Raw genomic sequence first — 26,490 nt, 5'->3', positions numbered from 1 at the left:
TTTGCACTGGGGTCAATAACACAAAAAAAAAGGGTTAGATGCTGCTAGCATCTAACCCTTTTTTTATCACTTCAACTGCACATTACTAATGCTGATGGCCACACCCTTCAGGTGTATGGGGGTGGCCGTGAGCGATTTCTTCTTCGCTGGCCGGGCGTACTTCTAACACTTGCACATCAAACGTTAGGGTTAAACCCGACAGGGGATGATTCCCGTCTACCACAACTGTTTCTTCGTCAACGTCCAGGATCATCACCGATTGCTCACCGTCATCAGTGGTGGCGCGAAATGTCATGCCGGCTTCAATTTCCATACCTTCAAACATAGTCTTAGGTACTTCTTGTACTAATGTATCGTGACGCTCCCCATAGGCCAGTTCTGGCTCCACATCCAAAACGAATTTGTCACCGGCTTTTTTGCCTTCAAGGTGATCTTCCAGGCCTTGAATTAAATAATGGCTACCTTGTAAAAACACCATAGGTTCGCTTTCTTTTGATGAGTCAATTTGGGTTCCGTCTGCAGAGCTGACGGTGAAGTGCATGGTCACGACTGTGTTTTCTGAAATGTTCATAAATTGTCCACTATAATCGGTGGCGAATACTCAAGGAGTATTCGCTATAATAAGAAATGAATTTGCGGGGTTATTCTAATGAATAAGGTAAAGATTGCACTGTAAATACACAATTTGGATGGTTCTTGAGGCGCATAATCGAGCCAACCTCGGTGTCATTGGCCACGACTGCCAACAGCCAGGTCTGTTCATTCAGTTGTGCCGCGCGCAGTACCGTGCCGCCTTTGCGCCAATTTTCGCCGGCAGGAGATTCTAAAACATCACCTGCGACCACAGGCCCGGCTTGCTCTGCTTTGAGAATAAATGCAGCGCGTTTGTTTTTACCCAAAAATTTAGTGCGTGCCACCACCTCTTGACCCATATAGCAGCCCTTGCTGAAACTGATGCCATTTAAGGCTTGCAGGTTCATCATTTGGGGCACGAACTCATTGCTGGTGGCCTGTTGAATTTCAGGGATCCCAGCCTGAATATCTAGCAGCTCCCAAAGGCTAGGGTCGGCCAGTTCCTGGCCATAGTTTTCAACCAATTCCTGAGCTGCATCAGGGGTAAGCACTAACAAATACCTTGGTCTTGGAGTCTGGATGGCTATGACCAAGCCCTGTGCATTGCTGACAGTTTGTCGGTCACCAACAGGCAGCCCTGGGAAACGCTCTTTGATCAAGTTTTGCAACCTTTCCCCGGCACCCGCTAAACACACCCACTGCTGATTTTGGGTTAACTCAACTTTGGCGAAAACTGCGTATTTCTGTAATTGGGCAAACGAGGTGATCTGGCTTTCTTGATGGCTAATTAACAATACCGATCCGCCCAATTGTGCAGCGTAAAACACATTCCAGGTCTTACCTTTGAAATCACAGTGGCATCCTAGCAAGCTCTGATCGGCACTGAGCTTTTGCATATCTGCCGTGACTTGTCCCTGCAAATAGCTAATCCTTTGTTCGCCATCGACTTGAATGACACCCTGTTTGTCCAGGCGGGTGAGAAAGTTTTCAGGTAGTTGGTTGGCAGTATCAATTCGAGACATAGTGATTAAAGTTCACAACAATTAATAGTATTAGCTTAAAGATATAAGGCTAATTAGTTATTTAGCAAGTGCAGGTTCGAGATTAAACAGAATCACGTTGGTAAATAAGGGGGCACTTGGTAAACTCGTGTTAAAATTATTTCAAAATTAAATCAAAGGATTAGTTATGTTCACCAAGCACAGATACGCCCGTCTTAAATGGGCATGCCGCAGGGGCATGTTGGAATTAGACGTCCTTTTTATGCCCTTTGTGGACGAAGGTTTCAATGACCTGTCAGAGGCAGACAAAGAAATATTTGAGCGTTTGTTGACCAGTGATGATCCTGATTTATATGCTTGGTTTATGGGCCACCAAGCCTGCCACGACAAAGATTTCAAGCGACTGATTGAGCACGTATTGCATCGTGTCAAAGTATAGGATTGAATTCGGTCCGTCACGTATTCAATATTGGAGCTTTGTCGCTCTTGTTTTAGTGTTGATGTTGTCTATCTGTTTGTGGCAGCGTGAAATAATGCCCTATCAGGCAGTCTTTCAAGGCCTATGCATTGTGTTTTTAGGATATTATGCTGTGCGAACTTGGCGTCAAATAGCGGCCAAACCACAACGTTTTGCCGCTGTGGTCTCTTACCAAGGGGAGTGGACTTATTTAGATCAACGCTCCACGCCCAGCTGGATCCTTAGCCCTGATTCGAAAATGACCAGTCTGGTGTTGTGGATCCGTTTACAGCCCAAACTGGTGGGCAAGCCAAGTTGGCAGTGGGTTTTCAGAGATCAGGTGAGCGAGCAGGATTATCGGCGTCTGTGCCGTTGTATCGTATGCGCCGCGCAAAAAAATTCCTAGTCTGGCCCGTTAAACCTAAGAACAAACCTATTATGACAAAACGTGACTCTATGTTCACCCCGCAAAGTTTACCCAATCAATTTTTAACCCTGCTCAAAGCGGGCCTTAAAGGCAATAACTATACTGTGGGTCTAGCGCACAATGGAGTGCTTGTCCCCCCAGCCCTATGCATGGAACCTATTCACCTTGAACTTGGACCCATGGCAGCAAAGCAAGTACACCGCTACCACAAGTTAGTAAACTGGACAGACAGTGAGATGTTACATCCTTGTTTGTTACATATTTTAGCCTTTCCCTTACATCTGCTGCTCATGACCCGGGCCGACTTCCCTTTTAAGTTGTTAGGTCTTATCCATATCAGTAACCAAATCAGCCAGTTTAGACCGATTAAGGCGGATGACCAATTGCTGCTAAGTTGTTATTTAACGGACATTCAGCGCCATGTAAAAGGTTGGGTCTTTACCCTACAAACCGAGGTGCGAGTAAAAGACCAGCTATGTTGGCAAGCCAAAAGCATTAATTTGTTTCAAGATGGCTCGCAACACGGTAGCCGAACTGCCAGTCACGGGCCTGTAACCAAATTCGACGGTGGCTCACAGCAGTTTTGGCAGCTTGGCAGTGACTTAGGTCGCCGTTATGCTTCGATATCGGGTGATTTTAACCCCATACATTTGAATGGAACTTGTGCCCGGCTCTTTGGTTTAAAACGTCAGGTTGCCCATGGAATGTGCAGCAAGGCACGTTGCATTTCAGCACTGTATCAGTTATACCCGGATTATTTTAACGTGGCTTTTTCTGTGCAAACGAAATTCATCAAACCTATTTTTTTACCCGCCAAGATCAGTTTTATTCAGAGTGATAAAATAGTCGGCGGCGAGTCACAGGAAATAACATTCAGTTTAAGCGCGACAACTAGTCTGACGGAGAGGGAAACTCAGGTGCCCCATTTAACCGGGGCGATAAAGGTCATTTAACGGTTTGACGTTTTATAATTGATGGTTTGGGATCAGCCAATAAATCGGGATAATCCAGATTGTAGTGCAGGCCCCGACTTTCTTTGCGCAGTTGGGCGCATTTTACGATGAGTTCGGCCACAGTTAACAGGTTGCGCAATTCAAGCAGGTTGTTGCTCACCCTAAAGTAGGAGTAGTATTCGTCGACTTCCTGCTTGAGTAAATCGATACGATGTTGCGCCCGTTCCAAGCGTTTGTTGGTGCGTACTATCCCCACATAGTCCCACATAAAAAGCCGTAACTCATGCCAGTTGTGTTGGATGATCACTTCTTCATCGGAATTGCCAACTTTGCTTTCATCCCAGGGTTCAATACTTTCAATGGACTCCTTATCCCCCAGACGTTGGGTGATATGCTCGGCTGCGGCATGGGCAAAAACGATGCATTCGAGCAATGAATTACTGGCCATTCGATTGGCACCATGCAACCCGGTATAGGCCACTTCACCCAGAGCATAGAGGTTGTCTAAATCGGTTTTTGCATCGAAATCTGTAACCACTCCGCCACAGCTATAATGGGCGGCAGGTACCACTGGTATTGGCATGCGCGTAATATCTATGCCTAGGGCACGACATTTACGGTAGATATTGGGGAAATGTTTAGTGATAAAATCCGCGGGTTTGTGACTGATATCTAAATACATACAGTCTGCCCCCAGGCGTTTCATTTCAAAATCTATGGCTCGGGCTACGATATCCCGGGGCGCCAAATCCCCGCGCGGGTCAAATTTCTGCATAAAAGGCGTGCCATCTGCGTGGCATAAAATAGCGCCTTCGCCACGCAGCGCCTCACTTATCAGAAAATTTCCCGCTTCAGGATGAAACAGACAAGTGGGGTGAAACTGGTTAAATTCCATGTTGGCTATACTACAACCTGCGCGCCATGCCATGGCAATACCATCACCACTGGATACATCGGGATTGGACGTATATTGATAGACTTTACTGGCGCCACCTGTTGCCAGGGCGACAAACTTACCTCGTATGACTTCGACGTGTTCCTGATTACGATTCCACACATAAGCACCGAGCAGCAAATTCGGATCTTCAACACTTCTGATTAAATCTACCGCATTGTAGCGTTCGAACAAATGGATGTTAGGGTGTTGTTTTACTGCGTCAATTAGGGTGACCTGCACAGCGGCACCGGTTGCATCTGCGGCGTGTAAAATGCGTCTATGGCTGTGTCCGCCTTCACGGGTTAAGTGAAATTTTTGCTCCCCGGGCTTGTCCGTAACCTGGTCAAAGGGCATGCCAAAATCGATCAACCATTGCATACACGCCTTGGCGCGGGATGCCGTGTAATGCACCACTTTTTCATCACACAGACCGGCCCCGGCCAGTAAGGTATCCTTAACGTGGGATTCAATGGAATCATCTTCGTCAAATACCGCTGCTATGCCACCTTGGGCGTATTTGGTTGATCCCTCTGCCAGACTACTCTTGCTTAACACTATTATTTGGCAATATTCCGCAAGTTTTAAGGCCAGACTCAGGCCGGCAGCACCACTACCAATAATAAGTACGTCACAACGATGTTCAAATGAGGAGCGCATAAGGTAAACTAGACCTGGAATGTCGATATTGGCAGGCAATACTAATTAATGTTTTTAAAAATACAATGGATTATAAAATTTAACTGACTATGGTGCGGTTTAACTGAAGACCTCGAGTCTTTTACCGGCTTTAATTAAATTAATTTTGCAAAAAGCATGAGATAAAACGAACTTATTGTATCTAGCACGGTCAATTATAGTGCTTGCATGAGCCATAGTAGTTATTGTAGCAGGAGTAGTGGCTCGAATGAGCGAGCAGTTAACAGATCAGCAAATTGTTGAAAAAGTGCAACGCGGGGATAAAAATGCTTTTGGTTTGTTGGTGATTAAATACCAACACAAAGTTGCATATTTGGTTTCACGATACGTGAAAAACTCCGGGGATGTTGCTGACGTAGCACAAGAAGCCTTTATTAAAGCTTATCGTGCATTACCTAACTTTAGAGGCGACAGTGCTTTTTATACTTGGTTATACCGAATAGCGGTAAACAGTGCGAAAAACTATTTGGTTTCCCAGGGCAGAAAACCACCGGCCAGCGACGTCGATGCAGACGACGCAGATTATTATGACGGCAGTGAGGCGTTGAAAGAGAACAACTCACCGGAAAAAAGTTTAATGTCGGATCAAATGGAGAAATTGCTGTTTGAGACGATGGAAAAGTTACCCGACGATTTACGCATGGCGATCAGTTTGCGTGAATTGGAAGGGTTAAGTTACGAAGAAATTGCCAATGTAATGGATTGTCCAGTTGGTACGGTTAGGTCAAGAATTTTTCGAGCACGGGAAGCCCTTGATAAAGTTATTCAACCCTTATTGCAAAACTAGGCGTAAAGGGGTTGGAGCAGGCAACCGTAACAAAAAAATTATGACAATTGGATAGTCGGTACAACAGATATTTGAGATAGAGGTTTATTTCGAATGAGAATGAGTTTAAGCGTATATTCAGGAACCTTCTTATATGTCGCAAAAGATTGAAAATTTGTCTGCTTGGGTTGATGGTGAGTTACAGTCGCATCAATTAATCGATGAACTGAAAACCGATGAACTTCTGGCGCAAAAGTGGCAGCGTTATCATTTGATACGCGATGGGCTGCGTCAAGAGTTACCGGACCAAATCAATTTTGATATTGCGGCGAATGTTGCCGCAGCGCTGCAATCTGAACCCTCAATATTGGCACCCAAAAAATCCTGGCGAGATCTGCCTTTAATTGGCAGTGTGGTACCCTTTGCCAAACAGGGCGGCCAAATGGCCATTGCTGCCTCGGTCGCGGTTGCTATGATTATTGGCGTGCAACAGTTTAATCAACCGGAACTGGATCAACCTTTTAATTCTGCACCGTCGATTTTAGGCATTCAAGGTGGGTTGTCACCTGTTAGTCTGGAACAAACCCGCACGTTACCCCGTACTGATGCTTCTGAGCAAAGACGGGTAATAAATGCCTATTTAAATGATCATAAACAGCAATTACGATTTAAGGCAGTGCCGATTGAAGAACAAGCAGATTCAGGATCACATGATATCAGTCAGCAGTACGACAACGTTGAAAACGCGCCGCAAAAATAATTTTGGGCTCCCGCTAAGACAGATTTGTTTAATCTGTCTGTTGTCTTTTGGCGTCACCGTTGAGGGCGCCGAAGTTCAACAAAGTAGCGAAAAATCATACCCTTCCAATAGTGCTCAGGCCTGGCTCGACAAGATGGCTCAAGCCCATTCTACGCTCAATTACAGTATTTCTTTTGTATTGCTCAAACCTGGGGTGGATTCGCAGCCTTACTTGTGGCGCCATGCTGTGGATAGCAACGCGGTGAAAATGGAACAGTTGAACTTGCTCAATGGCCCAGGGCGTGAAGTGGTGCGCATTGGCGACAAGGTCAGCTATTTTGAACCCAATGTGCCCCCTTATTCTTTGCAGTCATCGGTGATCAACGGTCCCTTTCCCAGTGAGTTCTTTCAACAGCCAGAAGAATTGCGCGCTAGCTACGATTTTGTAATGGTGGGTCGTAGTCGTATATCCGGACGAGCTGCTCAACAGATCCGTGTGGTAAGTAAAGATAAAACTCGCTTTGGCATGAATATATGGCTGGATCAGGAAACGGGTTTGATGCTCAAACTCAATTTGGTTGATCTAAACGGTCAACTTTTAGAGCAAATTCAGGTAACAGCCTGTCAAGTTACTGAACAGCCGGATCCTTTTTTCGCCAAAATCGAACCTGCGATGTTACCGGAAGTGTTAAAAATGCGTCCACCGCAAGACAATAAACCTATTTGGAATATCCGTTATTTGCCAGTGGGCATGACGGAAATAAAACGCGATGTGCACCGCTTGCCTATTACCGGCCAAACTGTTGAATACGTGATGTTAAGTGACGGATTGGTGGATGTGTCGGTTTACATGCGGGAGGCGCAAAATGACGGATTAAGTCAGGATATTTTATTGCGTCACGAATCCGATACGCTGTTAACGCGCAATCAAGGCCAACTCAATGTAACGGTGATCGGCAAACTTCCCCCGAAAACCGCCAATAATATAGCCAATTCTATACGTTTGGCACCAGGTCATGATTGAAGAAATAGGCACAGTCACCGCTATCGAGTTTAAACAGGGACGTCGCTATGTGTGTATCGAAACTCAGATCAAATCTACTTGTGGTGGTTGCCAGGCCAAAGACGAGTGTGGCACCGGTATCATCGCCCGAGCTTTCTCCCCTAAAAAAGATCAGCTTTGGTTAGCTTGTGAGCAAGCTGTGGGCATTGGCCAAGATGTGAAATTGGGTATTCCGGAAAACCTGTTACTGGGCGCATCTTTGCTCGTGTATATATTGCCTCTGGTCATGTTACTGCTGGCATCAGTGGTTGGCTCTTTTGCGCTTAAAGCAATGGGGATCGAAGGAGAAGGCGCGGTGATTTTGCTGGCGTTTGCTAGTGCGAGTGTCAGTTTTTACGGGGTAAGGTATTACTTGACCCTTTATAATCCGAAACGATATGAACCGAGCCTGCTGGCTGTATTGCCCAGGCGAATTGACTGTCTCGATCTAGAAGTCTCCGACTAAAACCCCTCATTAAGTAAGAATTATGCATAACTGCCGAGTTCTTTATCGCAAATTGGTCGATAAAATTGTAAAATCCCCTTCTATTTAATTAATTTGTTCCCCTAGTTTCCTTCAGCACATATGCGCTGCTTGCAAAATTACGCTTAGGGCAGGCAAAACGTACTAGGTACTTTTCAAAAGTCTATGCAACACAAGCACATACGTAACTTTTCAATAATCGCGCACATCGATCATGGTAAATCCACACTGTCTGACCGTTTGATCCAGCACTGTGGTGGCTTGAGCGAGCGGGAAATGTCGGCACAAGTTCTCGATTCAATGGATATCGAGCGGGAGCGGGGCATTACTATTAAAGCCCAGAGTGTGACGCTCAATTACAAGGCCAAAGATGGGGAAACCTATCAACTGAATTTTATCGACACCCCCGGACATGTGGACTTCACTTATGAAGTATCCCGCTCACTGGCTGCTTGTGAAGGAGCTTTGCTGGTGGTTGACGCCGGCCAGGGTGTGGAAGCACAAACCCTGGCTAATTGTTACACGGCTATAGATTTGAATATGGAAGTCGTGCCGATCCTCAATAAAATTGATTTACCCCAAGCTGAACCAGATCGGGTGGCGGAGGAAATTGAAGATATAGTCGGCATAGACGCAGTTGACGCAGTGCGTTGTTCGGCCAAAACCGGGCTGGGCATAGAAGACGTGCTTGAGGTTATCGTCAGGCGCATACCTGCGCCGGTCGGAGAAATTGATGCCCCCTTACAGGCTCTGATTGTGGATTCCTGGTTTGATAACTACCAGGGAGTGGTTTCACTGGTGCGCATTATGCAGGGTGAATTACGCAAAAATGACAAGATAAAAATCATGTCTAACGGCGTTATTCATCAAGTGGACAAAGTCGGAATTTTCACCCCCAAAGCCACCGAAACCGGCGTTCTGCGGGCCGGCGAAGTTGGCTTTATTGTCGCTGGCATCAAAGAAATTCATGGTGCCCCAGTGGGTGACACCATCACTTCTGCCCGCAACCCCACGGACAAAGCTTTACCGGGATTTAAAAAAATCAAACCCCAAGTTTATGCTGGCTTGTTTCCCATCAGTTCAGACGATTACGAAGATTTCCGCGACGCGCTGGCGAAATTAAGCCTCAATGATGCATCGTTATTCTTTGAACCTGAAAGTTCTTCTGCGTTGGGCTTTGGATTCCGGATTGGTTTCTTGGGTATGTTACATATGGAAATCATTCAGGAACGCCTGGAGCGGGAATACGACTTAGATTTAATCACTACTGCGCCCACGGTGGTCTACGAAGTGGTAACGACATCCGGTGATACCGTTTATGTGGATAATCCGTCTAAGCTGCCGCCAGTCAATGAGATCCACGAAATTCACGAGCCGATAGTCGAGGCGCATATATTGGTGCCCCAAGAATATCTGGGTAATGTGATTACCCTTTGCATCGAAAAGCGTGGTATGCAGACCAGCATGACCTATCACGGTAAGCAGGTCGCCGTCACTTATGAGTTGCCTATGGCTGAAGTAGTCATGGATTTCTTCGACAAACTTAAGTCGACCAGTCGTGGCTTTGCATCACTTGATTACAATTTTAAACACTTTCAAACAGCAGAAATGTCTAGACTGGACATCATGATCAATGGTGAACGGGTCGATGCATTGGCCATGATCACCCACAAAGATAATGCCCAGGGCCGTGGTCGCCTACTAGTGGAAAAACTGCGCGAATTGATCCCCAGACAAATGTTTGATATTGCTATCCAGGCGGCTATCGGTAACCAGATCATCGCTCGTAGTACGATCAAGCAGTTGCGTAAAAACGTTATCGCCAAATGTTATGGTGGTGATATTAGTCGTAAGAAGAAACTCTTACAGAAACAAAAAGATGGTAAAAAACGCATGAAGTCAGTAGGCAATGTTGAGTTACCCCAAGAGGCCTTCCTGGCACTCCTTAAGGTTGGAAAATAAATGGCAAATTACTTCTCTATATTTCTGGTGGTGCTGACAGTCGCATCAGGCCTAATCTGGTTGGCTGATTCACTTATGTTTGCACCCAAGCGTAAAGAACGCATGGTAGTGGCGCAAGACGGTTCCCATGTAAGTGCACACCCCCAAGAACACAGGCTGCCTTGGCTGGTCGATACCGCTCAGCAGATATTTCCCGTTATCGCTTTTGTTTTAGTGTTGCGTTCTTTTTTGTATGAACCTTTTCAAATTCCATCAGGCTCGATGATGCCAACTCTGTTGGTAGGGGATTTTATTTTAGTGGAGAAGTTCACTTATGGTCTTAAAGATCCTGTGGCCAGACATAAGTTCTGGGATATAGGGGCACCGGAACGCGGTGATGTGGCGGTGTTTAAATATCCCAAGAATCCCAGCCAAGATTACATAAAACGCGTGGTCGGCTTACCTGGTGATACGGTTATCTATCGTAACAAACAGCTGTTTATCAAAGCGGCTTGCGAGCAAGCCGATAAGTGCGAGCCCATTGCTCCTGTTGAGCTTAATTTCGAGAGTCGTGGGGATGCTTTTCAGAGTTTCGTTCCTCTTGAAAAATACCAAGAGACGTTGGGCGCGGTAAGCCATGATATCTATCGCATGGCGAGTAATATGACTCGCACCCAGGATTATTATCAACAACCCGGTACCCAGGCAGACGAGTGGATAGTACCTGAGGGACATTATTTCATGATGGGTGATAACAGAGATAATAGTCTCGATGGTCGATTCTGGGGGTTTGTGCCTGATGCCAATTTGGTCGGCAAAGCGGTTGCCATCTGGATAAGCTTTGAATTTGATCGGGCACCTAGTAGTTGGGTACCAAGCTGGGTCCCCACTGGCGTGCGGTTTAATCGTGTTGGTGGCATAGTTTAGATGCAGTTGATTGATCCCTATAAACCTTTGTACACCAAGCTCGGGTATAAGTTTGCCAACCCCGATAATTTGACAGTGGCACTGACCCATCGCAGCGTTGGCGCTAAACATAATGAGCGACTGGAATTCCTGGGGGATGCCGTGTTAGGTTTGGTTATTGCCAAGGCGCTATTCGAGCGTTTTCCCAAACAACCCGAAGGCAATTTAACTCGCATGCGGGCCAGTTTAGTCAAAGGAGACACCCTGGCCGAAGTCGCCCGGGAGTTTGCCTTAGGCGATTTATTATTGCTGGGGCCGGGGGAATTAAAAAGTGGCGGCCACAGGCGTGACTCGATATTAGCCGATGCGGTTGAAGCGATAATAGGTGCTATTTATTTAGAGGTGGGCATGCAGGAGTGTGAACCCCTTATCCTTGCCTGGTTTAACCAGCGTCTGGATGCCTTGGATCCCGATGCCACACCTAAAGATGACAAAACCCGCTTACAGGAGTACCTTCAAGCTAGGCAGTTGCCTTTACCTGACTACGAGGTCATCAATATCGGCGGAAAATCCCACGAACAAACATTCACCGTGCAGTGCAGTGTCTCCGGTCTTAGTTCACCTATTTTAGGAAAAGGAAAAAGTCGCCGCAGAGCTGAACAAAAAGCGGCCAAGCAAGCATTTGAGAGCCTTAAACATGTCTGAAAAAACCTATTGCGGAATGATTGCCATTGTTGGCCGGCCGAATGTTGGAAAATCCACTTTGCTAAACGCTTTGCTGGGTCAAAAGGTCAGCATTACCTCTCGTAAACCTCAAACCACCAGACACCGGATCATGGGTATAGATACTCAGGATGATTATCAGGCGGTTTACGTAGATACCCCGGGGTTACACATTGAAGAAAAGCGCGCCATCAATCGTTTTATGAATCGGGCGGCCTCAAGCTCGATTGCAGATGTGGGCCTGGTTCTGTTTTTAGTAGAAGGGACGCGCTGGACAGATGATGATCAAATGGTATTGACCAAGATCATACAAAGTGGTGTGCAATGCTGGTTAATAGTCAACAAGTCTGACAACGTTAAAGATAAAGAAACCATGATGCCTCATCTTAAATGGTTAGGTGAGCAACATAATTTTCAAAAAATCATGCCTATTTCAGCAAAAAATGGCAAGAATGTTAGTCAGTTACGGGAATTGGTTAAGCAAAATTTGCCTCCTAGTGAGTTCTATTTTCCCGAAGACTATATTACCGATCGCTCGAGCCGCTTTATGGCCGCAGAAATTATTCGCGAGAAATTAATGCGTTTCACCGGTGACGAATTACCCTATTCGGTAACAGTGGAAATCGAGCAATTTATGCTGGCTGATAATGGCATCTATCGGATTAATGGTTTAATTCTGGTGGAGCGCGATAGCCAGAAAAGTATGGTGATAGGCAAAGGGGGACAGCGCCTGAAAACCATCGGCGCCGAAGCGCGTAAAGACATGGAACATTTATTTGATACTAAGGTGTTTTTAGAGCTGTGGGTCAAAGTGAAATCTGGTTGGGCTGACGATGAGCGTGCTTTGCGCAGCTTGGGTTACGGTCAAGAGTAGGTTAGTCATCCGTTTTTATTTCATGGCCGTTTAGTCAGCAATATTAAGTCTATTTAGGAACTATGCCGTGCAACCCTTGAGTAACATAAGACGTGAATATAGCCGAGCTAATTTAACCGAAGACAGCCTTAGTAGCGATCCTTTTGCGCAATTTGAGCGATGGATGGCCGAGGCCGTCGAGGCCGGGTTGAGCGATCCAACTGCCATGACAGTGGCCACTGTTGATGCATCAGGACAACCCTCCCAGCGCATTGTGTTGTTGAAAGACGTAAACCAGGTGGGGTTTGCCTTTTATACAAATTTGGCCAGCCGCAAGGCACGGGATCTCGCCGCTAACCAACAAATGTCCCTGCATTTCCCCTGGCACCCACTAGAACGTCAGGTAGTGATACGAGGCAGGGCACAAATGCTGGAGCGTGAAGAGGTGGCTGTATATTTCGCCTCTCGCCCCAGGTTAAGCCAGCTCGCTGCCTGGACATCCCATCAGAGTGCGCCTGTTGCCAGTCGCGAAGCCCTACTGACCAGATTTGAGTGTATTAAACAAAAATTTCAAGATGCTGTTATTCCTGTACCTGAATTTTGGGGAGGGTACCGGGTGCTCCCCTTAGAAATTGAATTTTGGCAAGGGGGAGATCACCGATTGCATGACAGGTTTGTCTTTAGCAGACAGACAGAGATGCACAAAAGCTGGTCTATTCAGCGTCTCATGCCCTAAAAACAGGCAGCTCGTAGATGATTGATAGTCACTGTCACCTGGATTTCCCGTGTTTCGCTGGAGATGTTGATAACATCTTGCTCCAGTGTCAGGCAAGCAATATTCACAAGGTGGTGATCCCCGGCACCCAGGCAGCAAGTTGGCCCCGACAGATCTCTTTGTGTCAGTCTTCGTCTCTGCTGGAATTTGCCTTAGGTTTGCATCCTTATTTCCTCGAGGTATATAACGAGGATGACCTGACGTTGCTGGATCAACTCTTAACCCGGCACAGACAGAGTGTGGTGGCAGTAGGTGAAATAGGCCTGGATAACAGTCTAAAATGCGCGCCTGACGTGCAGGAACAAGTCTTCGTGCAACAGTTGCTACTGGCCGAGAAACACCAGTTGCCTGTCATTGTTCATCATAGGCGCTCGCACAACCAGCTTATCCGCACCCTGAAAGGTCATTTACCCAGCAAAGGCGGCATAATACATGCGTTTTCCGGTAGCCTGTATGAAGCACAAACCTATGTTGAAATGGGTTTTAAATTGGGCGTCGGTGGAATTATTACCTATACCCGGGCGAGCAAAACCCGCGAGGTGATCAGTGTGCTACCGCTATCGAGTTTGGTATTGGAAACCGACGCTCCGGATATGCCATTACATGGTAAGCAGGGGCAGCGTAACAGCCCCGTTTATTTGCCTCTGATACTCGCTGCCCTGCAAGAGTTGCGAAATGAAAGTGATGAAGACGTCGCCTACGCCTGTGAAAAAAACACCAAGGATATATTCTCCCTGGACTAGTTTTTAGTTTATTTTAGCGGCAGGTTTGTCAGTTTTGGCATAATTGCGATAACGAAGTTTATAAAAGGCTCGGGTCACTATTAGCGCACCACAGGCAGCTAATAAGATAAACAATTCGAGTTGCTGGCGAAGTTGACGTTGATAGTCCCCGTGATAGGCCATGACTTTTTCGGCACTGAGCATCAAACGTACATATCCGTATATTTGTTGCTCGTTGTGGATGTCTTCGACAAATACCAACGGCAGATCCTGCTGCTCATGGTAGCGACTTACCAGTGGCCTGTTGTCCCCCTGTTGTTCTAGTATTTGACCATTTTGGTCATACACGGCAGCGCTTAATACATGGGGATCATTCACCCAATGTTGCAATAAGCTGGTTATGCCCATTGAATCTTTTTGAATTATCGGTGTCACTAACACTCTACTGGCTAACAGGCTTAAACTATTACCCAGTTGATTCATTTGTTTGTGGTGCCAGTTTTCAGCTTGCTCGTTGCCAAGTAACCACAAATTGATAAAAAGCAGACTGATTATGATCGCCAACGCCAGATTTACAATGCGCTTAACTATAGAGTAGCGACTGTGTATCTGCTGAGCAGCAGAAGGTAAGGATGTTTTTGCCATATTCATAGGGAGTGACAATAAGGGAAGCCAGTATATTTGCCAAGATATTTCCTGTTTCATCGGCTAAAAGAGTCGCTTATTTTCACTATCGTTCATTTGTCCAACAACTTTGTTTGGGATAGCTCAACCATCAAAATATTAATCAGCAATCAACGTGATCAGCCGTTGAAACCCAAGATGGATAGCTATATCTTATTCGCGCTAAACTTTCGGTCATTATAGGGACACTATGATATCTGTAAAAAATTTGATTAAGTCGTTTGGGCATTTCACCGCCGTAGACGACTTGAATTTCGACATTCAGCCCGGCGATATAGTGGGTTTTTTAGGGCCAAATGGGGCCGGTAAGTCCACCACCATGAAGATGCTCACGGGCTTTTTACCCCCTACCAGTGGTGATATCACCATCTTTGATTTGCCTATGGCCAAAGCCGCTACCGAGTTGCAAAAAAGGATAGGGTATCTGCCTGAGGGTGCCCCTGCCTATGGTGATATGACGCCTTATCAGTTTCTTAAATTTATTGCTGAAATTCGGGGATTTAGTGGTCAGGAAAAGCAGCGACGGATCTTAGACGTAGTGGAACAGGTGGAGTTACAGGAGGTCATTAACCGCCCCATAGAAAACCTGTCTAAAGGTTTTAAGCGCCGGGTGGGTCTGGCTCAAGCTTTACTGCACGATCCGGATATACTGATTTTAGATGAGCCCACCGATGGTCTTGACCCTAACCAGAAACACCAGGTTCGAGAGCTTATTACCCAGTTAGCCAAAGACAAGATCGTGATTATTTCGACTCATATTCTGGAGGAGGTCACGGCAGTGTGTAATCGGGTGATGATCATCGCCAAAGGCCGATTGCTGTTTGATGATACGCCGTTGCACTTACAACAACGTTCTCGCTATTACCAGGCGATAACTATGCATTTCAGTTATTTAGCAGATATTTCCGGGCTGGCAGAGCTCGATGGCGTCGCGGATATGGAAGTGGAGCGCAAAACCGGCCATGTCACTTTGTTCCCTGAACCTGGGCGTCAAATATTGCATCAGGTGACTGCCCATGTGCAGCGTAATAAGTTGCCTGTTGATACCTTGTTTATCGAGCAGGGACGTCTGGATCAAGTATTTCGAGATATTACTAAGGAGGCCGTGTAATTATGGGGCATGTCAGTATTTTATTTAGGCGAGAATTTGCCAGCTTTTTTGCATCACCCGTGGCCTATGTGTTTATCGGGATTTTTTTGGTGCTATCGGCCGTCTTTGCGTTTTTCATCGGTAACCTGTATGAAAGGGGGCAAGCAGACTTGTTGCCGTTTTTCAATTTTCACCCTTGGTTATACCTGTTTTTAGTGCCAGCCATTGCCATGCGTAGTTGGGCTGAAGAGCGCAAAAGCGGCAGTATCGAGCTGTTGATGACCTTACCTATCAGCACCTGGCAGGTGATGTTAGGCAAATACCTTGCGGCTTGGGTGGTACTGGGATTAGCGTTGTTGTTAACCTTTCCACTGTGGCTAACAGTCAACTATTTAGGGGAACCGGATAACGGTATTATCTTGGCCGCCTACCTTGGTAGCTGGCTAATGGCCGGGGGATTTTTGGCCATAGGCATGTGCATGTCTGCACTAACCAAAAATCAGGTGGTAGCTTTTATTTTGGCCGTGGTTGTGTGCTTTTTATTTGTGGTAAGTGGCAGTGGCATAGTGCTGGATTCATTTAAAGGGTGGGCGCCGTCATTGTTGCTCGATACCATAGCCTCCTTTAGTTTTTTGAATCATTTTGAAGCGCTGGCTAAAGGTGTAATAGCCCTGAACGATGTTGGTTATTTCCTGCTAGTAACCCTTAGCTGGTTATATGCCGGCTTGTTGATTATTGAACAGAAGAAGGCGGACTAGGCATGCACAATAAACTTACGATCTGGTTCAGTATGCTCTTTATCGCCGTACTGTTTTTTGCCCTGGTGTTGCTTAACAACCAGCTACTTTCTCCCTATCGTCTGGATTTGACCGAAGATCAGGTGTATTCGCTTTCCGACGGTAGTAAAAAAATACTGACTGAAATTGATGAGCCGATTAATTTGTATTTTTTCTTTTCCGACAAAGCTAGTAAAAACATGATCAGTTTGCGCAATTATGCGACCCGCGTGCAAAGTTTGTTGGAGGAATACGCCAGTATCGCAAACGGTAAAATTAACTTACAGATTTTGGATCCTGAACCCTTTTCCGAAAAAGAAGATACCGCCAACCAATTTGGTTTGACGGCCGCTAATATAGGTGCCGCCGGCGAAGCTATTTACATGGGGCTAGCGGCCACCAATGCTCTGGATGATCAAAAAGTCATCGCGTTTTTTGATCCCCAACAAGAGCGTTTTCTGGAATATGAAATCAGTAAGTTAATCCATCAGTTAGCCAAACCTAAACAAGTAAAAGTCACCTTGCTTACAGATTTACCTGTGGGGGGAGTGCAAAACCCTATGACCGGTGCATTCGATCCCCAGTGGGCCTTTTATGCCCAGTTAGAACAGCTGTACGTGGTGGAAAAAATTGCCAGCGATGCCAGCGAACTACCTGCTGACACAGATGTATTGATGGTAGTTCATCCGAGTGGATTAAGTGATGAGTTACTCTTTGGTATAGATCAATACCTGATGGGGGGCGGGAAAATGCTGGCCTTTGTTGATCCACATAATGAGTCTGACCAGATGGCCATGTTTGCCGGTGGTGCCCTGGAAAGTAACAGTTCCAACCTTGGTTCCCTGTTAACGGCATGGGGAATTGAGTTTAGTGCTTCCCAAGTAGTTCTTGATGCCATGGCGGGATTGGATATTCGTACTCAGGAAGGCGGGATTGCCCGGCATTTTGGCTTTGTTGGTTTGTCCAGCGATCAGCTTGATGACAAAGACGTGACCACCTCTAATCTCGATGTGATCAACGGTGCCTCTTTTGGCGTTTTTAACAAACTAGCGTCCAGTGAAGTTCGTTGGACCCCCTTGTTTCATTCTACTGTTAATGCAGATTTGATTGATGCCACAAAATACGCCGCTACCCGGGATCCCCAGGAGTTAAGCAAGGATTATCACAGCACAAATAAAGAATATGTGTTGGCGGCGCGGATTTCTGGAAAAGCAAAATCTGCCTTCGATGCTGCACCTGAAGGGATTGATGGCGTGAAGCTCATAAACACAACAACAGATTTAAATGTCATTATGGTAGGGGATACGGATTTACTGTCCGATCGGTTCTGGGTACAGCAGTCAGATTTCTTCGGCCAAACCATTACCACGCCCTTTGCCAATAATGGTGATTTTGTTACCAATGCGGTGGAAAACCTCGGTGGCAGTGACGCCCTAATCAGTATCCGCAGCAGGGGAACTTTTGCCCGTCCATTTAATAAGGTTGACCAGTTGACTGTTGTCGCGGAAGAGAAGTTTCGTGAACAAGAACAATTGCTGCAGCAACAGTTGGAAGATACCGAGAACCAGTTAAGGCAACTTCAAGAACAACAAAGTGAGGATGGCGCTTTGGTCATCACCCCACAACAGCAGCAAGCCATTGATAATTTTACGGCTCAGAAAATCCAAATCCGCAAAGCCCTCAGGGACGTCAGGCACCAACTGGACAAGGATATAGAGCGGCTGGGCAATGGCTTGAAGTTTATTAATATTGTCGCCGCGCCTTGGATACTTGTATTGTTATTGATGTTTTTTGGGCGACTGCTACGCAGTAAATTCAAACGACCCAAATCAAACAAATCAAACAAATCAAATATGACGGAGCTAAAGAGTGAATAAGTCGTTAATAGTTCTGTTTTTGTTAGCTGTATTCGCTGTCGCTGGGGGGTACTGGGTGCAATTTACCGCAGTCGTGCCCCAAACGGACAAAACAGCTTTGTTCCCAAATCTGGATGAGCAGGCGAGCGCTATTACTCAGATTGAATTGAGCAACGCTTCGGGCACCTTATTTCAGGCCAAACGCACCCAGGAACGATGGTTGGCGACGGTGCAGGACGAACAGGGGCAGACCATCGGCAGTTACCCGGTTGCAAAGGACGAACTTGGGGCCTTGGTATCTGCTTTGGCCGAGGCGAGGTTGATAGAAGCCAAGACCGCAAAGACCAGTAATTATCATCACCTTGGGGTGCAGGCGGTAGACGCTACTGATAGCTTAGCCATCCTGGTTAGCTTGAGTAGTGATAAACAGAGTTGGCAAGTATTAGTCGGTAATCACGCCACAGTGGGCAATGGCAGTTATGTGCGTTTACCCCAAGGTAAACAGGCATGGTTAGTGGATAAAAATATTGAACTGCCCTTGACCAATAGCGCATGGTTTAAACAGCCTATTTTACCCTTTGAGGACACGGATTTTTCAAAAATCGCCCGAGTGGACAAAAATCCCTGGCATATACAACGGGCGGATGCCAATGCTCCGTTTACCTTAACCAACATGCCCCAGGATCGCCAGTTGAAATATGCAGGTGTATTGGAGGCGTTAGCTATCAATCTTGCCAGTTTGAATTTCGACGGATTAATTGCGCCTGCTAGATTGCAGTGGCACAACTTAAGCACCTTAGTAGAGTTGGATGTCACTACTTTTTACGGACATGCCTTTACTGCCGAGGTGGCGAAGGGCAACGACAAGGTTTATGTGCGCTTGAGCAGTGAATTGACCAAGGATTATTGGTTGGACTGGGTATATGAAATATCGACTTTTGCCGCTGAGCAATTGGATAAAAGCCAACGTGATTTTTTAATGCAACCCCAAGAGGACAAAACCGGTGTGATAACGTCTGGTGCAAGAGAGGTAGATGAAGGCGAATCGCCGCTATAGCTGCGTTACTTCACGCCTCTAAGACGAGACATTACCCCTTGCCAATGGTTGAGGCCTAATGCCCTGGCTTTTGCCATGTTGTTATCGGGGATAGATTCTGGGTTGGGGTAGGTGCGCAATACTCTGTTTATACTGCTTTGACGCAAGATATGCAGGATCGGGTAGGGGGCTCGGTTGGTGAAATTTGCCGGGTCATCCATCGATTCATCGGCAAAACAATAATTCGGATGGAAGGTTGCCAACTGATAAATCCCGGCATACCCACCCTGTTCAAGCAGGGCATTGCTTAAGTCAACCAAATCCAGGTAATCCTCAAATTGACCAAAGCCAATATCGAAAATGATTAATGTGGTTTCCACTTCACTGCAGCCATCCAGTAGCGCCAATTCATCTAGCAACACTGACAAGGCCTGTTTAACATTCTGTTCATGGCTGATTTGGTAGCGAATGCTATTGCGCTCAAATTCACGTTTGGCAAATGGGCAAAAATTAAGGCCGATGATGATCTCAGTCAGCCAGGTACGGACAATCTGCACGACGGGCTCAGTGTGTGAGGGGGTGTTCATTGTGAATGATATTTAACATAGGCTTCCAGGGTATTTTCGAGCAGGCTAGCCACCGTCATCGGCCCTACTCCCCCTGGCACTGGCGTTATCCAGCCGGCCCGTTGTTCAGCTGAGCTGTATTCTACATCCCCAACCAGGCTGCCATCACTTTGTCGATTGATACCCACATCTATTATTATTGCCCCTGGCTTGATCCACTCCCCTGGAATAAACGCTGAAATGCCTACCGCGACTACCAATAAATCGGCGCGCTGCACGTGGGATTGCAAATCTTTGGTAAATTTATGGCAACTGGTGACGGTACAACCGGCTAGCAGCAATTCCATAAACATGGGGCGGCCCACTATATTAGAAGCACCTACTATGACAGCGTCTAACCCTTTGATCGGTCTTTTGGTCGATTCAATGAGGGTCATAATGCCTTTTGGGGTGCAAGGCCTAAGAGCCGGGGTACGCTGGGCCAGGCGGCCTATGTTATAGGGGTGAAAGCCGTCCACGTCTTTATGGGGATGAATGCGCTCCAATATCTGTTCTTTATCTAACCCCGCAGGCAAGGGTAACTGCACTAAAATGCCATCTATGGCTTCATCAGCATTTAACTTGTCAATCAGTTCTAGCAAATCTTGCAGGGACGTCGTTGAGGGCAGATCAAAGGACTTTGAAACAAAACCTACTTCTTCACAAGCTTTACGTTTATTTGCCACATAGACATGGGAAGCTGAATCGCTGCCGACCAGTACCACCGCTAAGCCGGGGGGGCGTTTTCCGGAAGATACAATGGACTGAACATGAGCGGCAACATGTTGACGAACATGTTTAGCGATTAATTTACCATCAATTTTTTGTGCAGACATAGGAAAAACAACTGAAAGGATTATGTTGGCTATTGTCACATAATGCGGCCTACCCAGGCAATCGACCCATCCATAAAAAATACAATTGTGATGAATCTGCTTGCTCAACGCTCGTTTCTAAACAAAGATAAGCCGTCTTTCTAACTATGTGGATTTTTTCCTGAGTTATCATCGCGAAAAAATCAAACACCTTTTCTCTCGCTTCTTAAAGGTCGCGGCCGGCCCCAAGCGGGACTATTATTTTTTGACCGAACGCACAGCAGTGGTTGGTATATTATCGGGTTATGAACAGGGGCCCGGGATCTTTGTGGAGGATTTGGATTTTGTGATCCCCGTTTATCGAGATTGCAGATTAGGGCATTACACCCTGGGTCATGGTCAGCAGCTGGCCAAGCAATTTGACGACCAGGAGGTCTCGCCTTAGCGGACAGCTATGAACACGAACACTATTTGACTGCTCTGGGCTTAACACCCAAAAAAATGGACGTTGGACCTACGATGGCCAACATTAATACTTGATCGTTAAATAAGGCAGTACCATGAAAAAATTACCCAATGAAACCCAGTTAGTTAAAAAAGCGCTGCAAGTTGGTGAGGCTTATGCCAAAAATCGCGGTTATCAAACATTTTCGCCAACTGACTCTGCCAAACAAAAGGTTGAATGTATCTACCGGTTGCTGGTAAATGATAAATTAGTTATCCCTTTACCAGCCGACTCAGAAGATTTATTAAGTATGAAACACAAGCTGGCGATGTGGTTGCGTAATAAACTCCCTGAAGACCATCCGTTACGAAATGCCTAAATTGGCAAAAACGGCAGGTTTTTGCTTGAATTGTACCCAATCCGATAAAAAAAACCGCACTCGACATTTTTCTTTGAAAAAGTGTTTGACGAGGCAAAAACAACTGGTTAGTATGCGCTCCCCGTAGAGAGACAGAGAATAACTTTACGGGTTAAGTCGGTGAGTAGCGCAGCTTGGTAGCGCACTTGGTTTGGGTCCAAGGGGTCGCAGGTTCGAATCCTGTCTCACCGACCATTCTCTGATTTGCTGTAAAGGTTGTAACCCAAGCGCTTGTAGCTCAGCTGGATAGAGCAACGGCTTTCTAAGCCGTGGGTCGCAGGTTCGAATCCTGCCGGGCGCACCATCTTTTGGGGTTCTGGGCAGCAAGAGTAATAACTTTGGTGGGCGTAGCTCAGTTGGTAGAGCCCCGGATTGTGATTCCGGTTGTCGTGGGTTCAAATCCCATCGTCCACCCCATTCGCGGGAGTGGTGGAATTGGTAGACACGCTGGATTTAGGTTCCAGTGCTTCACGGCGTGAGAGTTCAAGTCTCTCCTTCCGCACCATATTTAGCGTTAAATAAATCGATATTTGGTTTGTTAAACGCAGCGTTTTGTATCATTGATCACTTATCTATCGGTTAGCCAGTCTCCGGTTTACATAGTGATGATTTAATACCGGTCAGAATAATAAACTTTACTTCTCAACGTTCAACGTAGTTATCTCAATTAAGCTCATAATTACCTCTGCTTAGATTGTCTTTTCTTTAACAAAAATTATAATTTTTTTCGAAACAGACGAATATATTTCGTTTGTTGGCCACAAAATCCATAGTAAACAACAAACAACGCACAATTAAAACGACCAATAAGTTGTTCGCGGTAACCTGATGAGAGACCACTGGCAATTTCGTTGCCCCTTGGTGTATCTACTTCTGGCTGATCCTTAATTTAATTTTAAGTCATTTATCTTAAGCCTTGATTTTCCCAAGAAAATTTCGGGCACCAAAAAATACTTCCCAATCTTTAGTCAAGGGCAGCAATCGAGATTCGGTCTGGTTTAGCCATTCTCGTTATTTTTCCACAAATTAGACAAAAGGTTGGCCTATATCACTTTTAAGCTCGACTCTGTTTTTACCTGGCTGTATACTTCTGCGTCTTAAATTTAACTGAGGCGGGCCGCAGTAGGTTCGCTACACACTGTGATAAGTTAATTTACGCTGCTTGACATAAGTTTGCTGTAGTTATCCACAGTATGATCGAATAAAACGCCAAACGGCGCAAAGTTGAGGTAGAAGAATGCAAGTTTCCGTTGAGACGACTCAAGGTTTAGAACGCCGTCTTACCATCACTGTTCCTGCTGAATCCATAGATACAGCAGTCAAGTCACGCTTACAACAATTAGCTAAGACTCAGCGCATTAATGGTTTCCGTCCAGGTAAAGTTCCTGTCAGTGTTATACAGAAGCGTTATGGTCAAGCTGTGCGTCAAGAAATTGCTGGCGAAGCCATGCAGCGCAACTTCTATGAAGCCATCGTTCAAGAAAAAATTACCCCAGCGGGTATGCCAAATTTTGAAATGAAAACAGATCTAGACGGCCAAGACCTAGAGTTTGTGGCGGCATTTGAAGTTTATCCTGAAGTTGAAGTTAAAGACGCCGACAAGATCGAAGTTGAAAAACCAGTTGTTGAAATTTCTGACAAAGACTTAGCTAACATGATGGACACCTTGCGTAAGCAACATGCATCTTTCAAAGAAGTTAAGCGTAAAGCCAAGAGCGACGATCGCGTCACGCTAGATTTCGTTGGTACCATTGACGGAGAAGAGTTTGAAGGTGGTAAGGCCGAAGATTTCCAGTTGGAAATGGGCAAAGACCGCATGATCCCAGGTTTTGAAAAGCCGATTGTTGGCAATAAAACCGGTGAAGAAGTCATTGCCGATGTCACCTTTCCAGACGATTATCATGCAGATAAACTTAAGGGTAAAGAAGCACAGTTCACTATCACCATCAAGAAAGTTGAACAGTTAGATTTACCTAAGGTAGATGAAGAATTTGCCAAGTTGTTTGGCATTGAAGATGGCAACATCGATTCTCTTGAAGCTGAAGTACGCAAAAACATGCAGCGAGAGCTGGATCAAACCTTAAAAGCTAATGTAAAAGAGCAAGTGATTGCTGGTTTGTTAGCAAAAAACCAAATTGATTTGCCTAAGTCTTTGGTTGAGCAAGAAATTGGTGCACTTAGAGAGCAAGCTAAACAGCGCTTTAGTCAACAGCAAGGAGGGGATGTAGCTAATTTACCTGAATTGCCTGGCGATTTGTTCGAAGAAAACGCCCGCAAGAGAGTCACTATAGGTTTATTACTTGGTGAAGTGATCAAAACCGAGAAGTTGAAAGTAGATACTGCTAAGGTTGATGCGCTAATTGAAACAGCGGCCTCAGCTTATGAAGATCCGCAAGAAGTGATTGAGTACTACAAGACTAACGACGAGTTATTGCAACAAATGAATAATGTTGCCCTGGAAGAACAGGCCGTTGAAGTACTACTCGCTAAAGCGAAAGTAAAAGAAGTTACCAAAGCGTTTGATGAGATCATGAACAAACAGGCTTAATTTGCCCTTTGTTATTTGACTTATCTAGTCTGCAGCTGCTTAAATGCTCGGTAAATACCGAGCATTTTTATTTGTGAAGAATCCTATTTATGATGAATACACCGTTTGATCCTACAAATGCGTTAGTTCCAATGGTGGTTGAACAAACCGCCAAGGGCGAGCGTTCTTATGACATTTATTCACGTTTATTAAAAGAAAACGTGATTTTTATGGTTGGCCAAGTTGAAGATCACATGGCTAACTTGATTGTCGCCCAGATGTTATTTTTAGAAGCAGAAAATCCTGAGAAGGATATTTTTCTGTATATTAATTCTCCTGGAGGTTCAGTAACAGCAGGCATGGCGATTTACGATACCATGAACTTTATTAAACCTGATGTCAGTACAGTTTGTATTGGCCAGGCCGCCAGTATGGGAGCTTTTTTGCTTTCAGGTGGTACCAAAGGAAAGCGCTATTGCTTACCGAACGCCAGAGTGATGATCCATCAACCTCTGGGAGGATTTCAAGGACAGGCGTCGGATTTTGAAATACATGCCAAAGAAATTCTGTCTATTAAAGAGAAGATGAACCGTTTAATGGCTGAACATACTGGTCAGGATTATGAAAAAGTAGCGCGAGATACCGACCGTGACAACTTTTTAGGAGCCCAGGAATCAGTGGATTACGGAATTGTCGATCAAGTGCTAGCCAGCCGTCCTGATGTTGGTAAACTAGACATTAAGAAGTAACCGCTGACCCTAGATGTTGTGCGTGAAGTTTGAGTAAAGCGGATAGTGAGCTGATGCATAACAGTGTTAGCCAAAATGAAGAAGAGATAATAGATGAGTGATAAGCAAAACGGAGATGGCGATAACAAGCTACTGTATTGTTCTTTTTGTGGCAAAAGCCAGCACGAAGTCAGAAAGTTAATTGCCGGTCCTTCAGTGTTCGTGTGTGACGAATGTGTTGAGCTGTGTAACGATATTATTCGTGAAGAAATCAAAGAAATTGCCCCTAAGCAAAAGCATGATGAGTTACCTTCTCCCAAGGAGATCCACAGCCATCTTAATGATTATGTTATCGGTCAGGAGCACGCCAAAAAGGTGTTGTCGGTAGCGGTTTATAATCATTATAAACGCCTGCGCAAAGGTGATGTGCACAATGGTGTGGAACTGGGTAAAAGTAATATTCTGCTGATGGGACCGACGGGAAGCGGTAAGACGTTGTTGGCTGAAACCTTGGCTAGGTTACTCGATGTGCCTTTCACTATGGCAGATGCCACGACTTTGACCGAAGCAGGTTATGTGGGGGAAGATGTTGAAAACATCATTCAGAAGCTGTTACAGAAATGTGACTACGATGTCGAGAAGGCCCAGCGCGGTATTGTTTATATCGATGAAATAGACAAAATATCACGCAAATCTGATAACCCGTCTATTACCCGGGATGTGTCAGGTGAGGGTGTACAGCAGGCCTTGCTTAAACTTATCGAAGGTACGGTAGCATCGGTACCCCCCCAAGGTGGACGTAAACATCCTCAGCAGGAATTTTTGCAGGTTGATACCTCAAAGATACTGTTTATCTGTGGGGGCGCATTTGCCGGACTAGACAAAGTGATTGAGCAACGGGCCAATAAGGGCACCGGGATTGGCTTTGGCTCTGATTTAAAAGATACGAGCAATAAAGCCAGAGAAGGCGAACTGTTCAAAAAGGTTGAACCTGAAGATCTCGTTAAATATGGCTTAATCCCTGAGTTTATCGGGCGATTACCGGTATTGACCAGTCTTGAAGAGCTAAGCGAAGAAGCCTTGATCCAGATCCTACGGGAACCTAAAAACGCTTTGACCAAACAGTACTCCGCTTTGTTTGCCATGGAGGGGGCCGAATTGGAGTTTCGAGATGATGCTCTGCAAGCCATAGCCAAAAAGGCCATGACACGCAAGACAGGTGCTCGAGGACTGCGCTCAATCGTTGAAGCGGTGTTGCTCGATACCATGTACGAACTGCCATCTATGAGCAATGTAAGCAAAGTCGTTGTGGACGAAACTGTCATCAGAGGGGAATCCAAACCCATTCTTATCTATGACAGTGCACCAGATAAAAAATCCGTATCTGAATAATTGATAAAAGGCTCCCCAGGGAGCCTTTTTTATTGGTTTTGACCCGTCCTAAATAAGGTTGTCACTTTGCGTCTTAGGCTGAGTAAACAGACAAATTCAAAACATTCATCTTATATCTGTTAT

General features: G+C 45.7%; 28 protein-coding genes and 4 tRNA genes. 26 read left to right on the top strand and 6 right to left on the bottom strand.

The annotated features are described in order from the left end of the window. Positions 1-85: 85 nt before the first annotated feature. Both AC3RV5_RS16740 and ygfZ read right to left on the bottom strand, forming a co-directional pair. Entirely contained in the window at positions 86-571 is a 486-nt protein-coding gene (locus AC3RV5_RS16740; RefSeq protein WP_489728729.1) for an FKBP-type peptidyl-prolyl cis-trans isomerase, read from the bottom strand. Positions 572-641: 70 nt separating this feature from the next. Next, the gene (gene ygfZ, locus AC3RV5_RS16735) at positions 642-1,595 is read right to left on the bottom strand and encodes a tRNA-modifying protein YgfZ (protein WP_489728728.1); all 954 of its coding nucleotides are present in this window, start codon (positions 1,593-1,595) and stop codon (positions 642-644) included. A 166-nt stretch (positions 1,596-1,761) separates the two neighbouring features. Between ygfZ and AC3RV5_RS16730 the strand changes: the two genes are divergently transcribed. The 3 genes from AC3RV5_RS16730 to AC3RV5_RS16720 are packed head-to-tail and all read left to right on the top strand — an operon-like array spanning position 1,762 to position 3,411. Further along, the gene (locus AC3RV5_RS16730; protein WP_489728727.1) at positions 1,762-2,013 is read left to right on the top strand and encodes an FAD assembly factor SdhE; all 252 of its coding nucleotides are present in this window, start codon (positions 1,762-1,764) and stop codon (positions 2,011-2,013) included. Continuing rightward, positions 2,000-2,437, top strand: coding sequence for a protein YgfX (locus AC3RV5_RS16725; RefSeq protein WP_489728726.1), 438 nt, complete (start codon positions 2,000-2,002; stop codon positions 2,435-2,437). Before AC3RV5_RS16730 ends, AC3RV5_RS16725 begins: the two co-directional genes overlap by 14 nt. A gap of 32 nt (positions 2,438-2,469) precedes the next feature. Beyond that, the gene (locus tag AC3RV5_RS16720) at positions 2,470-3,411 is read left to right on the top strand and encodes a MaoC family dehydratase (protein ID WP_489728725.1); all 942 of its coding nucleotides are present in this window, start codon (positions 2,470-2,472) and stop codon (positions 3,409-3,411) included. Here the strand turns inward: AC3RV5_RS16720 and nadB are convergent. After that, positions 3,404-5,005: an L-aspartate oxidase gene (nadB, locus tag AC3RV5_RS16715; protein ID WP_489728724.1), complete on the bottom strand. Its 1,602-nt coding sequence runs from the start codon at positions 5,003-5,005 to the stop codon at positions 3,404-3,406. The two genes, AC3RV5_RS16720 and nadB, sit on opposite strands and share 8 nt — an antisense overlap. 247 nt (positions 5,006-5,252) lie before the next feature. On the opposite strand from nadB, the gene rpoE reads away from it, so the two are divergent. The 10 genes from rpoE (at position 5,253) to AC3RV5_RS16665 (ending at position 14,016) form a co-directional block, all read left to right on the top strand. Continuing rightward, entirely contained in the window at positions 5,253-5,831 is a 579-nt protein-coding gene (rpoE, locus tag AC3RV5_RS16710) for an RNA polymerase sigma factor RpoE (protein WP_489728723.1), read from the top strand. A gap of 133 nt (positions 5,832-5,964) precedes the next feature. After that, on the top strand, positions 5,965-6,570 hold the full coding sequence (locus AC3RV5_RS16705; RefSeq protein WP_489728722.1) for a sigma-E factor negative regulatory protein: 606 nt from the start codon (positions 5,965-5,967) through the stop codon (positions 6,568-6,570). After that, positions 6,521-7,573, top strand: coding sequence for a MucB/RseB C-terminal domain-containing protein (locus tag AC3RV5_RS16700; RefSeq protein ID WP_489728721.1), 1,053 nt, complete (start codon positions 6,521-6,523; stop codon positions 7,571-7,573). The genes AC3RV5_RS16705 and AC3RV5_RS16700 overlap by 50 nt, the downstream gene beginning before the upstream one ends. Further along, the gene (locus tag AC3RV5_RS16695) at positions 7,566-8,057 is read left to right on the top strand and encodes a SoxR reducing system RseC family protein (RefSeq protein WP_489728720.1); all 492 of its coding nucleotides are present in this window, start codon (positions 7,566-7,568) and stop codon (positions 8,055-8,057) included. The genes AC3RV5_RS16700 and AC3RV5_RS16695 overlap by 8 nt, the downstream gene beginning before the upstream one ends. A 183-nt stretch (positions 8,058-8,240) precedes the next feature. Then, positions 8,241-10,037, top strand: a complete 1,797-nt coding sequence (lepA, locus tag AC3RV5_RS16690) for a translation elongation factor 4 (RefSeq protein WP_489728719.1) — start codon at positions 8,241-8,243, stop codon at positions 10,035-10,037. Further along, on the top strand, positions 10,038-10,943 hold the full coding sequence (lepB, locus tag AC3RV5_RS16685; protein ID WP_489728718.1) for a signal peptidase I: 906 nt from the start codon (positions 10,038-10,040) through the stop codon (positions 10,941-10,943). Further along, the gene (gene rnc, locus AC3RV5_RS16680) at positions 10,944-11,627 is read left to right on the top strand and encodes a ribonuclease III (RefSeq protein WP_489728717.1); all 684 of its coding nucleotides are present in this window, start codon (positions 10,944-10,946) and stop codon (positions 11,625-11,627) included. Further along, positions 11,620-12,519, top strand: coding sequence for a GTPase Era (gene era, locus AC3RV5_RS16675; protein WP_489728716.1), 900 nt, complete (start codon positions 11,620-11,622; stop codon positions 12,517-12,519). The genes rnc and era overlap by 8 nt, the downstream gene beginning before the upstream one ends. A gap of 67 nt (positions 12,520-12,586) precedes the next feature. Next, the gene (gene pdxH, locus AC3RV5_RS16670; RefSeq protein ID WP_489728715.1) at positions 12,587-13,234 is read left to right on the top strand and encodes a pyridoxamine 5'-phosphate oxidase; all 648 of its coding nucleotides are present in this window, start codon (positions 12,587-12,589) and stop codon (positions 13,232-13,234) included. Between the two features lie 17 nt (positions 13,235-13,251). Then, positions 13,252-14,016 carry a TatD family hydrolase gene (locus AC3RV5_RS16665; protein ID WP_489728714.1) on the top strand — a complete coding sequence of 255 codons (765 nt, stop codon included), beginning with the start codon at positions 13,252-13,254 and terminating at the stop codon, positions 14,014-14,016. A gap of 3 nt (positions 14,017-14,019) precedes the next feature. Here AC3RV5_RS16665 and AC3RV5_RS16660 read toward each other — a convergent pair whose 3' ends face one another. After that, complete coding sequence (locus tag AC3RV5_RS16660; RefSeq protein WP_489728713.1) at positions 14,020-14,646, bottom strand: AhpA/YtjB family protein; 627 nt, start codon at positions 14,644-14,646, stop codon at positions 14,020-14,022. 223 nt (positions 14,647-14,869) lie between these two features. On the opposite strand from AC3RV5_RS16660, the gene AC3RV5_RS16655 reads away from it, so the two are divergent. The 4 genes from AC3RV5_RS16655 to AC3RV5_RS16640 are packed head-to-tail and all read left to right on the top strand — an operon-like array spanning position 14,870 to position 19,458. Beyond that, positions 14,870-15,790: an ABC transporter ATP-binding protein gene (locus AC3RV5_RS16655; RefSeq protein WP_489728712.1), complete on the top strand. Its 921-nt coding sequence runs from the start codon at positions 14,870-14,872 to the stop codon at positions 15,788-15,790. Positions 15,791-15,792: 2 nt separating this feature from the next. Continuing rightward, positions 15,793-16,527 carry an ABC transporter permease subunit gene (locus tag AC3RV5_RS16650; protein WP_489728711.1) on the top strand — a complete coding sequence of 245 codons (735 nt, stop codon included), beginning with the start codon at positions 15,793-15,795 and terminating at the stop codon, positions 16,525-16,527. A gap of 2 nt (positions 16,528-16,529) precedes the next feature. Further along, entirely contained in the window at positions 16,530-18,422 is a 1,893-nt protein-coding gene (locus tag AC3RV5_RS16645) for a GldG family protein (protein ID WP_489728710.1), read from the top strand. After that, positions 18,415-19,458 carry a DUF4340 domain-containing protein gene (locus tag AC3RV5_RS16640; RefSeq protein ID WP_489728709.1) on the top strand — a complete coding sequence of 348 codons (1,044 nt, stop codon included), beginning with the start codon at positions 18,415-18,417 and terminating at the stop codon, positions 19,456-19,458. The genes AC3RV5_RS16645 and AC3RV5_RS16640 overlap by 8 nt, the downstream gene beginning before the upstream one ends. 5 nt (positions 19,459-19,463) lie before the next feature. Here AC3RV5_RS16640 and AC3RV5_RS16635 read toward each other — a convergent pair whose 3' ends face one another. Both AC3RV5_RS16635 and folD read right to left on the bottom strand, forming a co-directional pair. Further along, on the bottom strand, positions 19,464-20,024 hold the full coding sequence (locus AC3RV5_RS16635; RefSeq protein ID WP_489728708.1) for a DUF1415 domain-containing protein: 561 nt from the start codon (positions 20,022-20,024) through the stop codon (positions 19,464-19,466). Beyond that, positions 20,021-20,878 (bottom strand): bifunctional methylenetetrahydrofolate dehydrogenase/methenyltetrahydrofolate cyclohydrolase FolD, encoded by an 858-nt coding sequence (gene folD, locus AC3RV5_RS16630; protein WP_489728707.1) that lies wholly within the window; start codon positions 20,876-20,878, stop codon positions 20,021-20,023. Before folD ends, AC3RV5_RS16635 begins: the two co-directional genes overlap by 4 nt. Before the next feature lie 244 nt (positions 20,879-21,122). Between folD and AC3RV5_RS16625 the strand changes: the two genes are divergently transcribed. The 9 genes from AC3RV5_RS16625 (at position 21,123) to clpX (ending at position 26,367) form a co-directional block, all read left to right on the top strand. After that, positions 21,123-21,302, top strand: coding sequence for a hypothetical protein (locus tag AC3RV5_RS16625; protein ID WP_489728706.1), 180 nt, complete (start codon positions 21,123-21,125; stop codon positions 21,300-21,302). 115 nt (positions 21,303-21,417) lie between these two features. After that, positions 21,418-21,681: a DUF5062 family protein gene (locus AC3RV5_RS16620; protein WP_489728705.1), complete on the top strand. Its 264-nt coding sequence runs from the start codon at positions 21,418-21,420 to the stop codon at positions 21,679-21,681. Between the two features lie 157 nt (positions 21,682-21,838). After that, positions 21,839-21,915, top strand: a tRNA-Pro gene (locus AC3RV5_RS16615). A gap of 32 nt (positions 21,916-21,947) precedes the next feature. Further along, positions 21,948-22,024, top strand: a tRNA-Arg gene (locus AC3RV5_RS16610). A 37-nt stretch (positions 22,025-22,061) separates the two neighbouring features. After that, positions 22,062-22,137: transfer RNA gene (locus tag AC3RV5_RS16605), tRNA-His, on the top strand. A gap of 3 nt (positions 22,138-22,140) precedes the next feature. Next, positions 22,141-22,225 (top strand) — tRNA-Leu (locus AC3RV5_RS16600). 732 nt (positions 22,226-22,957) lie between these two features. Continuing rightward, positions 22,958-24,268, top strand: coding sequence for a trigger factor (gene tig, locus AC3RV5_RS16595; RefSeq protein ID WP_489728704.1), 1,311 nt, complete (start codon positions 22,958-22,960; stop codon positions 24,266-24,268). Between the two features lie 89 nt (positions 24,269-24,357). After that, positions 24,358-24,996: an ATP-dependent Clp endopeptidase proteolytic subunit ClpP gene (clpP, locus tag AC3RV5_RS16590; protein ID WP_489728703.1), complete on the top strand. Its 639-nt coding sequence runs from the start codon at positions 24,358-24,360 to the stop codon at positions 24,994-24,996. 93 nt (positions 24,997-25,089) lie between these two features. Continuing rightward, positions 25,090-26,367, top strand: a complete 1,278-nt coding sequence (gene clpX, locus AC3RV5_RS16585; protein ID WP_489728702.1) for an ATP-dependent protease ATP-binding subunit ClpX — start codon at positions 25,090-25,092, stop codon at positions 26,365-26,367. Positions 26,368-26,490: the final 123 nt, after the last annotated feature.

The sequence above is a fragment of the Paraglaciecola sp. IT1134 genome, from assembly GCF_058068185.1.
This window is presented reverse-complemented; position numbering and strand designations above follow the sequence as displayed.

Excerpts from the sequence above, each read along its gene's own strand:
- lepB (WP_489728718.1), top strand. The coding sequence starts at position 10,038 with ATGGCAAATTACTTCTCTATATTTCTGGTGGTGCTGACAGTCGCATCA.
- lepA (WP_489728719.1), top strand. The coding sequence starts at position 8,241 with ATGCAACACAAGCACATACGTAACTTTTCAATAATCGCGCACATCGAT.
- AC3RV5_RS16695 (WP_489728720.1), top strand. The coding sequence starts at position 7,566 with ATGATTGAAGAAATAGGCACAGTCACCGCTATCGAGTTTAAACAGGGA.
- AC3RV5_RS16665 (WP_489728714.1), top strand. The coding sequence starts at position 13,252 with ATGATTGATAGTCACTGTCACCTGGATTTCCCGTGTTTCGCTGGAGAT.
- AC3RV5_RS16740 (WP_489728729.1), bottom strand. The coding sequence starts at position 571 with ATGAACATTTCAGAAAACACAGTCGTGACCATGCACTTCACCGTCAGC.
- AC3RV5_RS16660 (WP_489728713.1), bottom strand. The coding sequence starts at position 14,646 with ATGAATATGGCAAAAACATCCTTACCTTCTGCTGCTCAGCAGATACAC.
- AC3RV5_RS16700 (WP_489728721.1), top strand. The coding sequence starts at position 6,521 with ATGATATCAGTCAGCAGTACGACAACGTTGAAAACGCGCCGCAAAAAT.
- clpX (WP_489728702.1), top strand. The coding sequence starts at position 25,090 with ATGAGTGATAAGCAAAACGGAGATGGCGATAACAAGCTACTGTATTGT.
- AC3RV5_RS16635 (WP_489728708.1), bottom strand. The coding sequence starts at position 20,024 with ATGAACACCCCCTCACACACTGAGCCCGTCGTGCAGATTGTCCGTACC.
- clpP (WP_489728703.1), top strand. The coding sequence starts at position 24,358 with ATGATGAATACACCGTTTGATCCTACAAATGCGTTAGTTCCAATGGTG.
- AC3RV5_RS16645 (WP_489728710.1), top strand. The coding sequence starts at position 16,530 with ATGCACAATAAACTTACGATCTGGTTCAGTATGCTCTTTATCGCCGTA.
- folD (WP_489728707.1), bottom strand. The coding sequence starts at position 20,878 with ATGTCTGCACAAAAAATTGATGGTAAATTAATCGCTAAACATGTTCGT.
- AC3RV5_RS16650 (WP_489728711.1), top strand. The coding sequence starts at position 15,793 with ATGGGGCATGTCAGTATTTTATTTAGGCGAGAATTTGCCAGCTTTTTT.
- ygfZ (WP_489728728.1), bottom strand. The coding sequence starts at position 1,595 with ATGTCTCGAATTGATACTGCCAACCAACTACCTGAAAACTTTCTCACC.
- AC3RV5_RS16730 (WP_489728727.1), top strand. The coding sequence starts at position 1,762 with ATGTTCACCAAGCACAGATACGCCCGTCTTAAATGGGCATGCCGCAGG.
- AC3RV5_RS16655 (WP_489728712.1), top strand. The coding sequence starts at position 14,870 with ATGATATCTGTAAAAAATTTGATTAAGTCGTTTGGGCATTTCACCGCC.
- rnc (WP_489728717.1), top strand. The coding sequence starts at position 10,944 with ATGCAGTTGATTGATCCCTATAAACCTTTGTACACCAAGCTCGGGTAT.
- AC3RV5_RS16620 (WP_489728705.1), top strand. The coding sequence starts at position 21,418 with ATGAAAAAATTACCCAATGAAACCCAGTTAGTTAAAAAAGCGCTGCAA.
- era (WP_489728716.1), top strand. The coding sequence starts at position 11,620 with ATGTCTGAAAAAACCTATTGCGGAATGATTGCCATTGTTGGCCGGCCG.
- AC3RV5_RS16720 (WP_489728725.1), top strand. The coding sequence starts at position 2,470 with ATGACAAAACGTGACTCTATGTTCACCCCGCAAAGTTTACCCAATCAA.
- AC3RV5_RS16705 (WP_489728722.1), top strand. The coding sequence starts at position 5,965 with ATGTCGCAAAAGATTGAAAATTTGTCTGCTTGGGTTGATGGTGAGTTA.
- nadB (WP_489728724.1), bottom strand. The coding sequence starts at position 5,005 with ATGCGCTCCTCATTTGAACATCGTTGTGACGTACTTATTATTGGTAGT.
- tig (WP_489728704.1), top strand. The coding sequence starts at position 22,958 with ATGCAAGTTTCCGTTGAGACGACTCAAGGTTTAGAACGCCGTCTTACC.
- rpoE (WP_489728723.1), top strand. The coding sequence starts at position 5,253 with ATGAGCGAGCAGTTAACAGATCAGCAAATTGTTGAAAAAGTGCAACGC.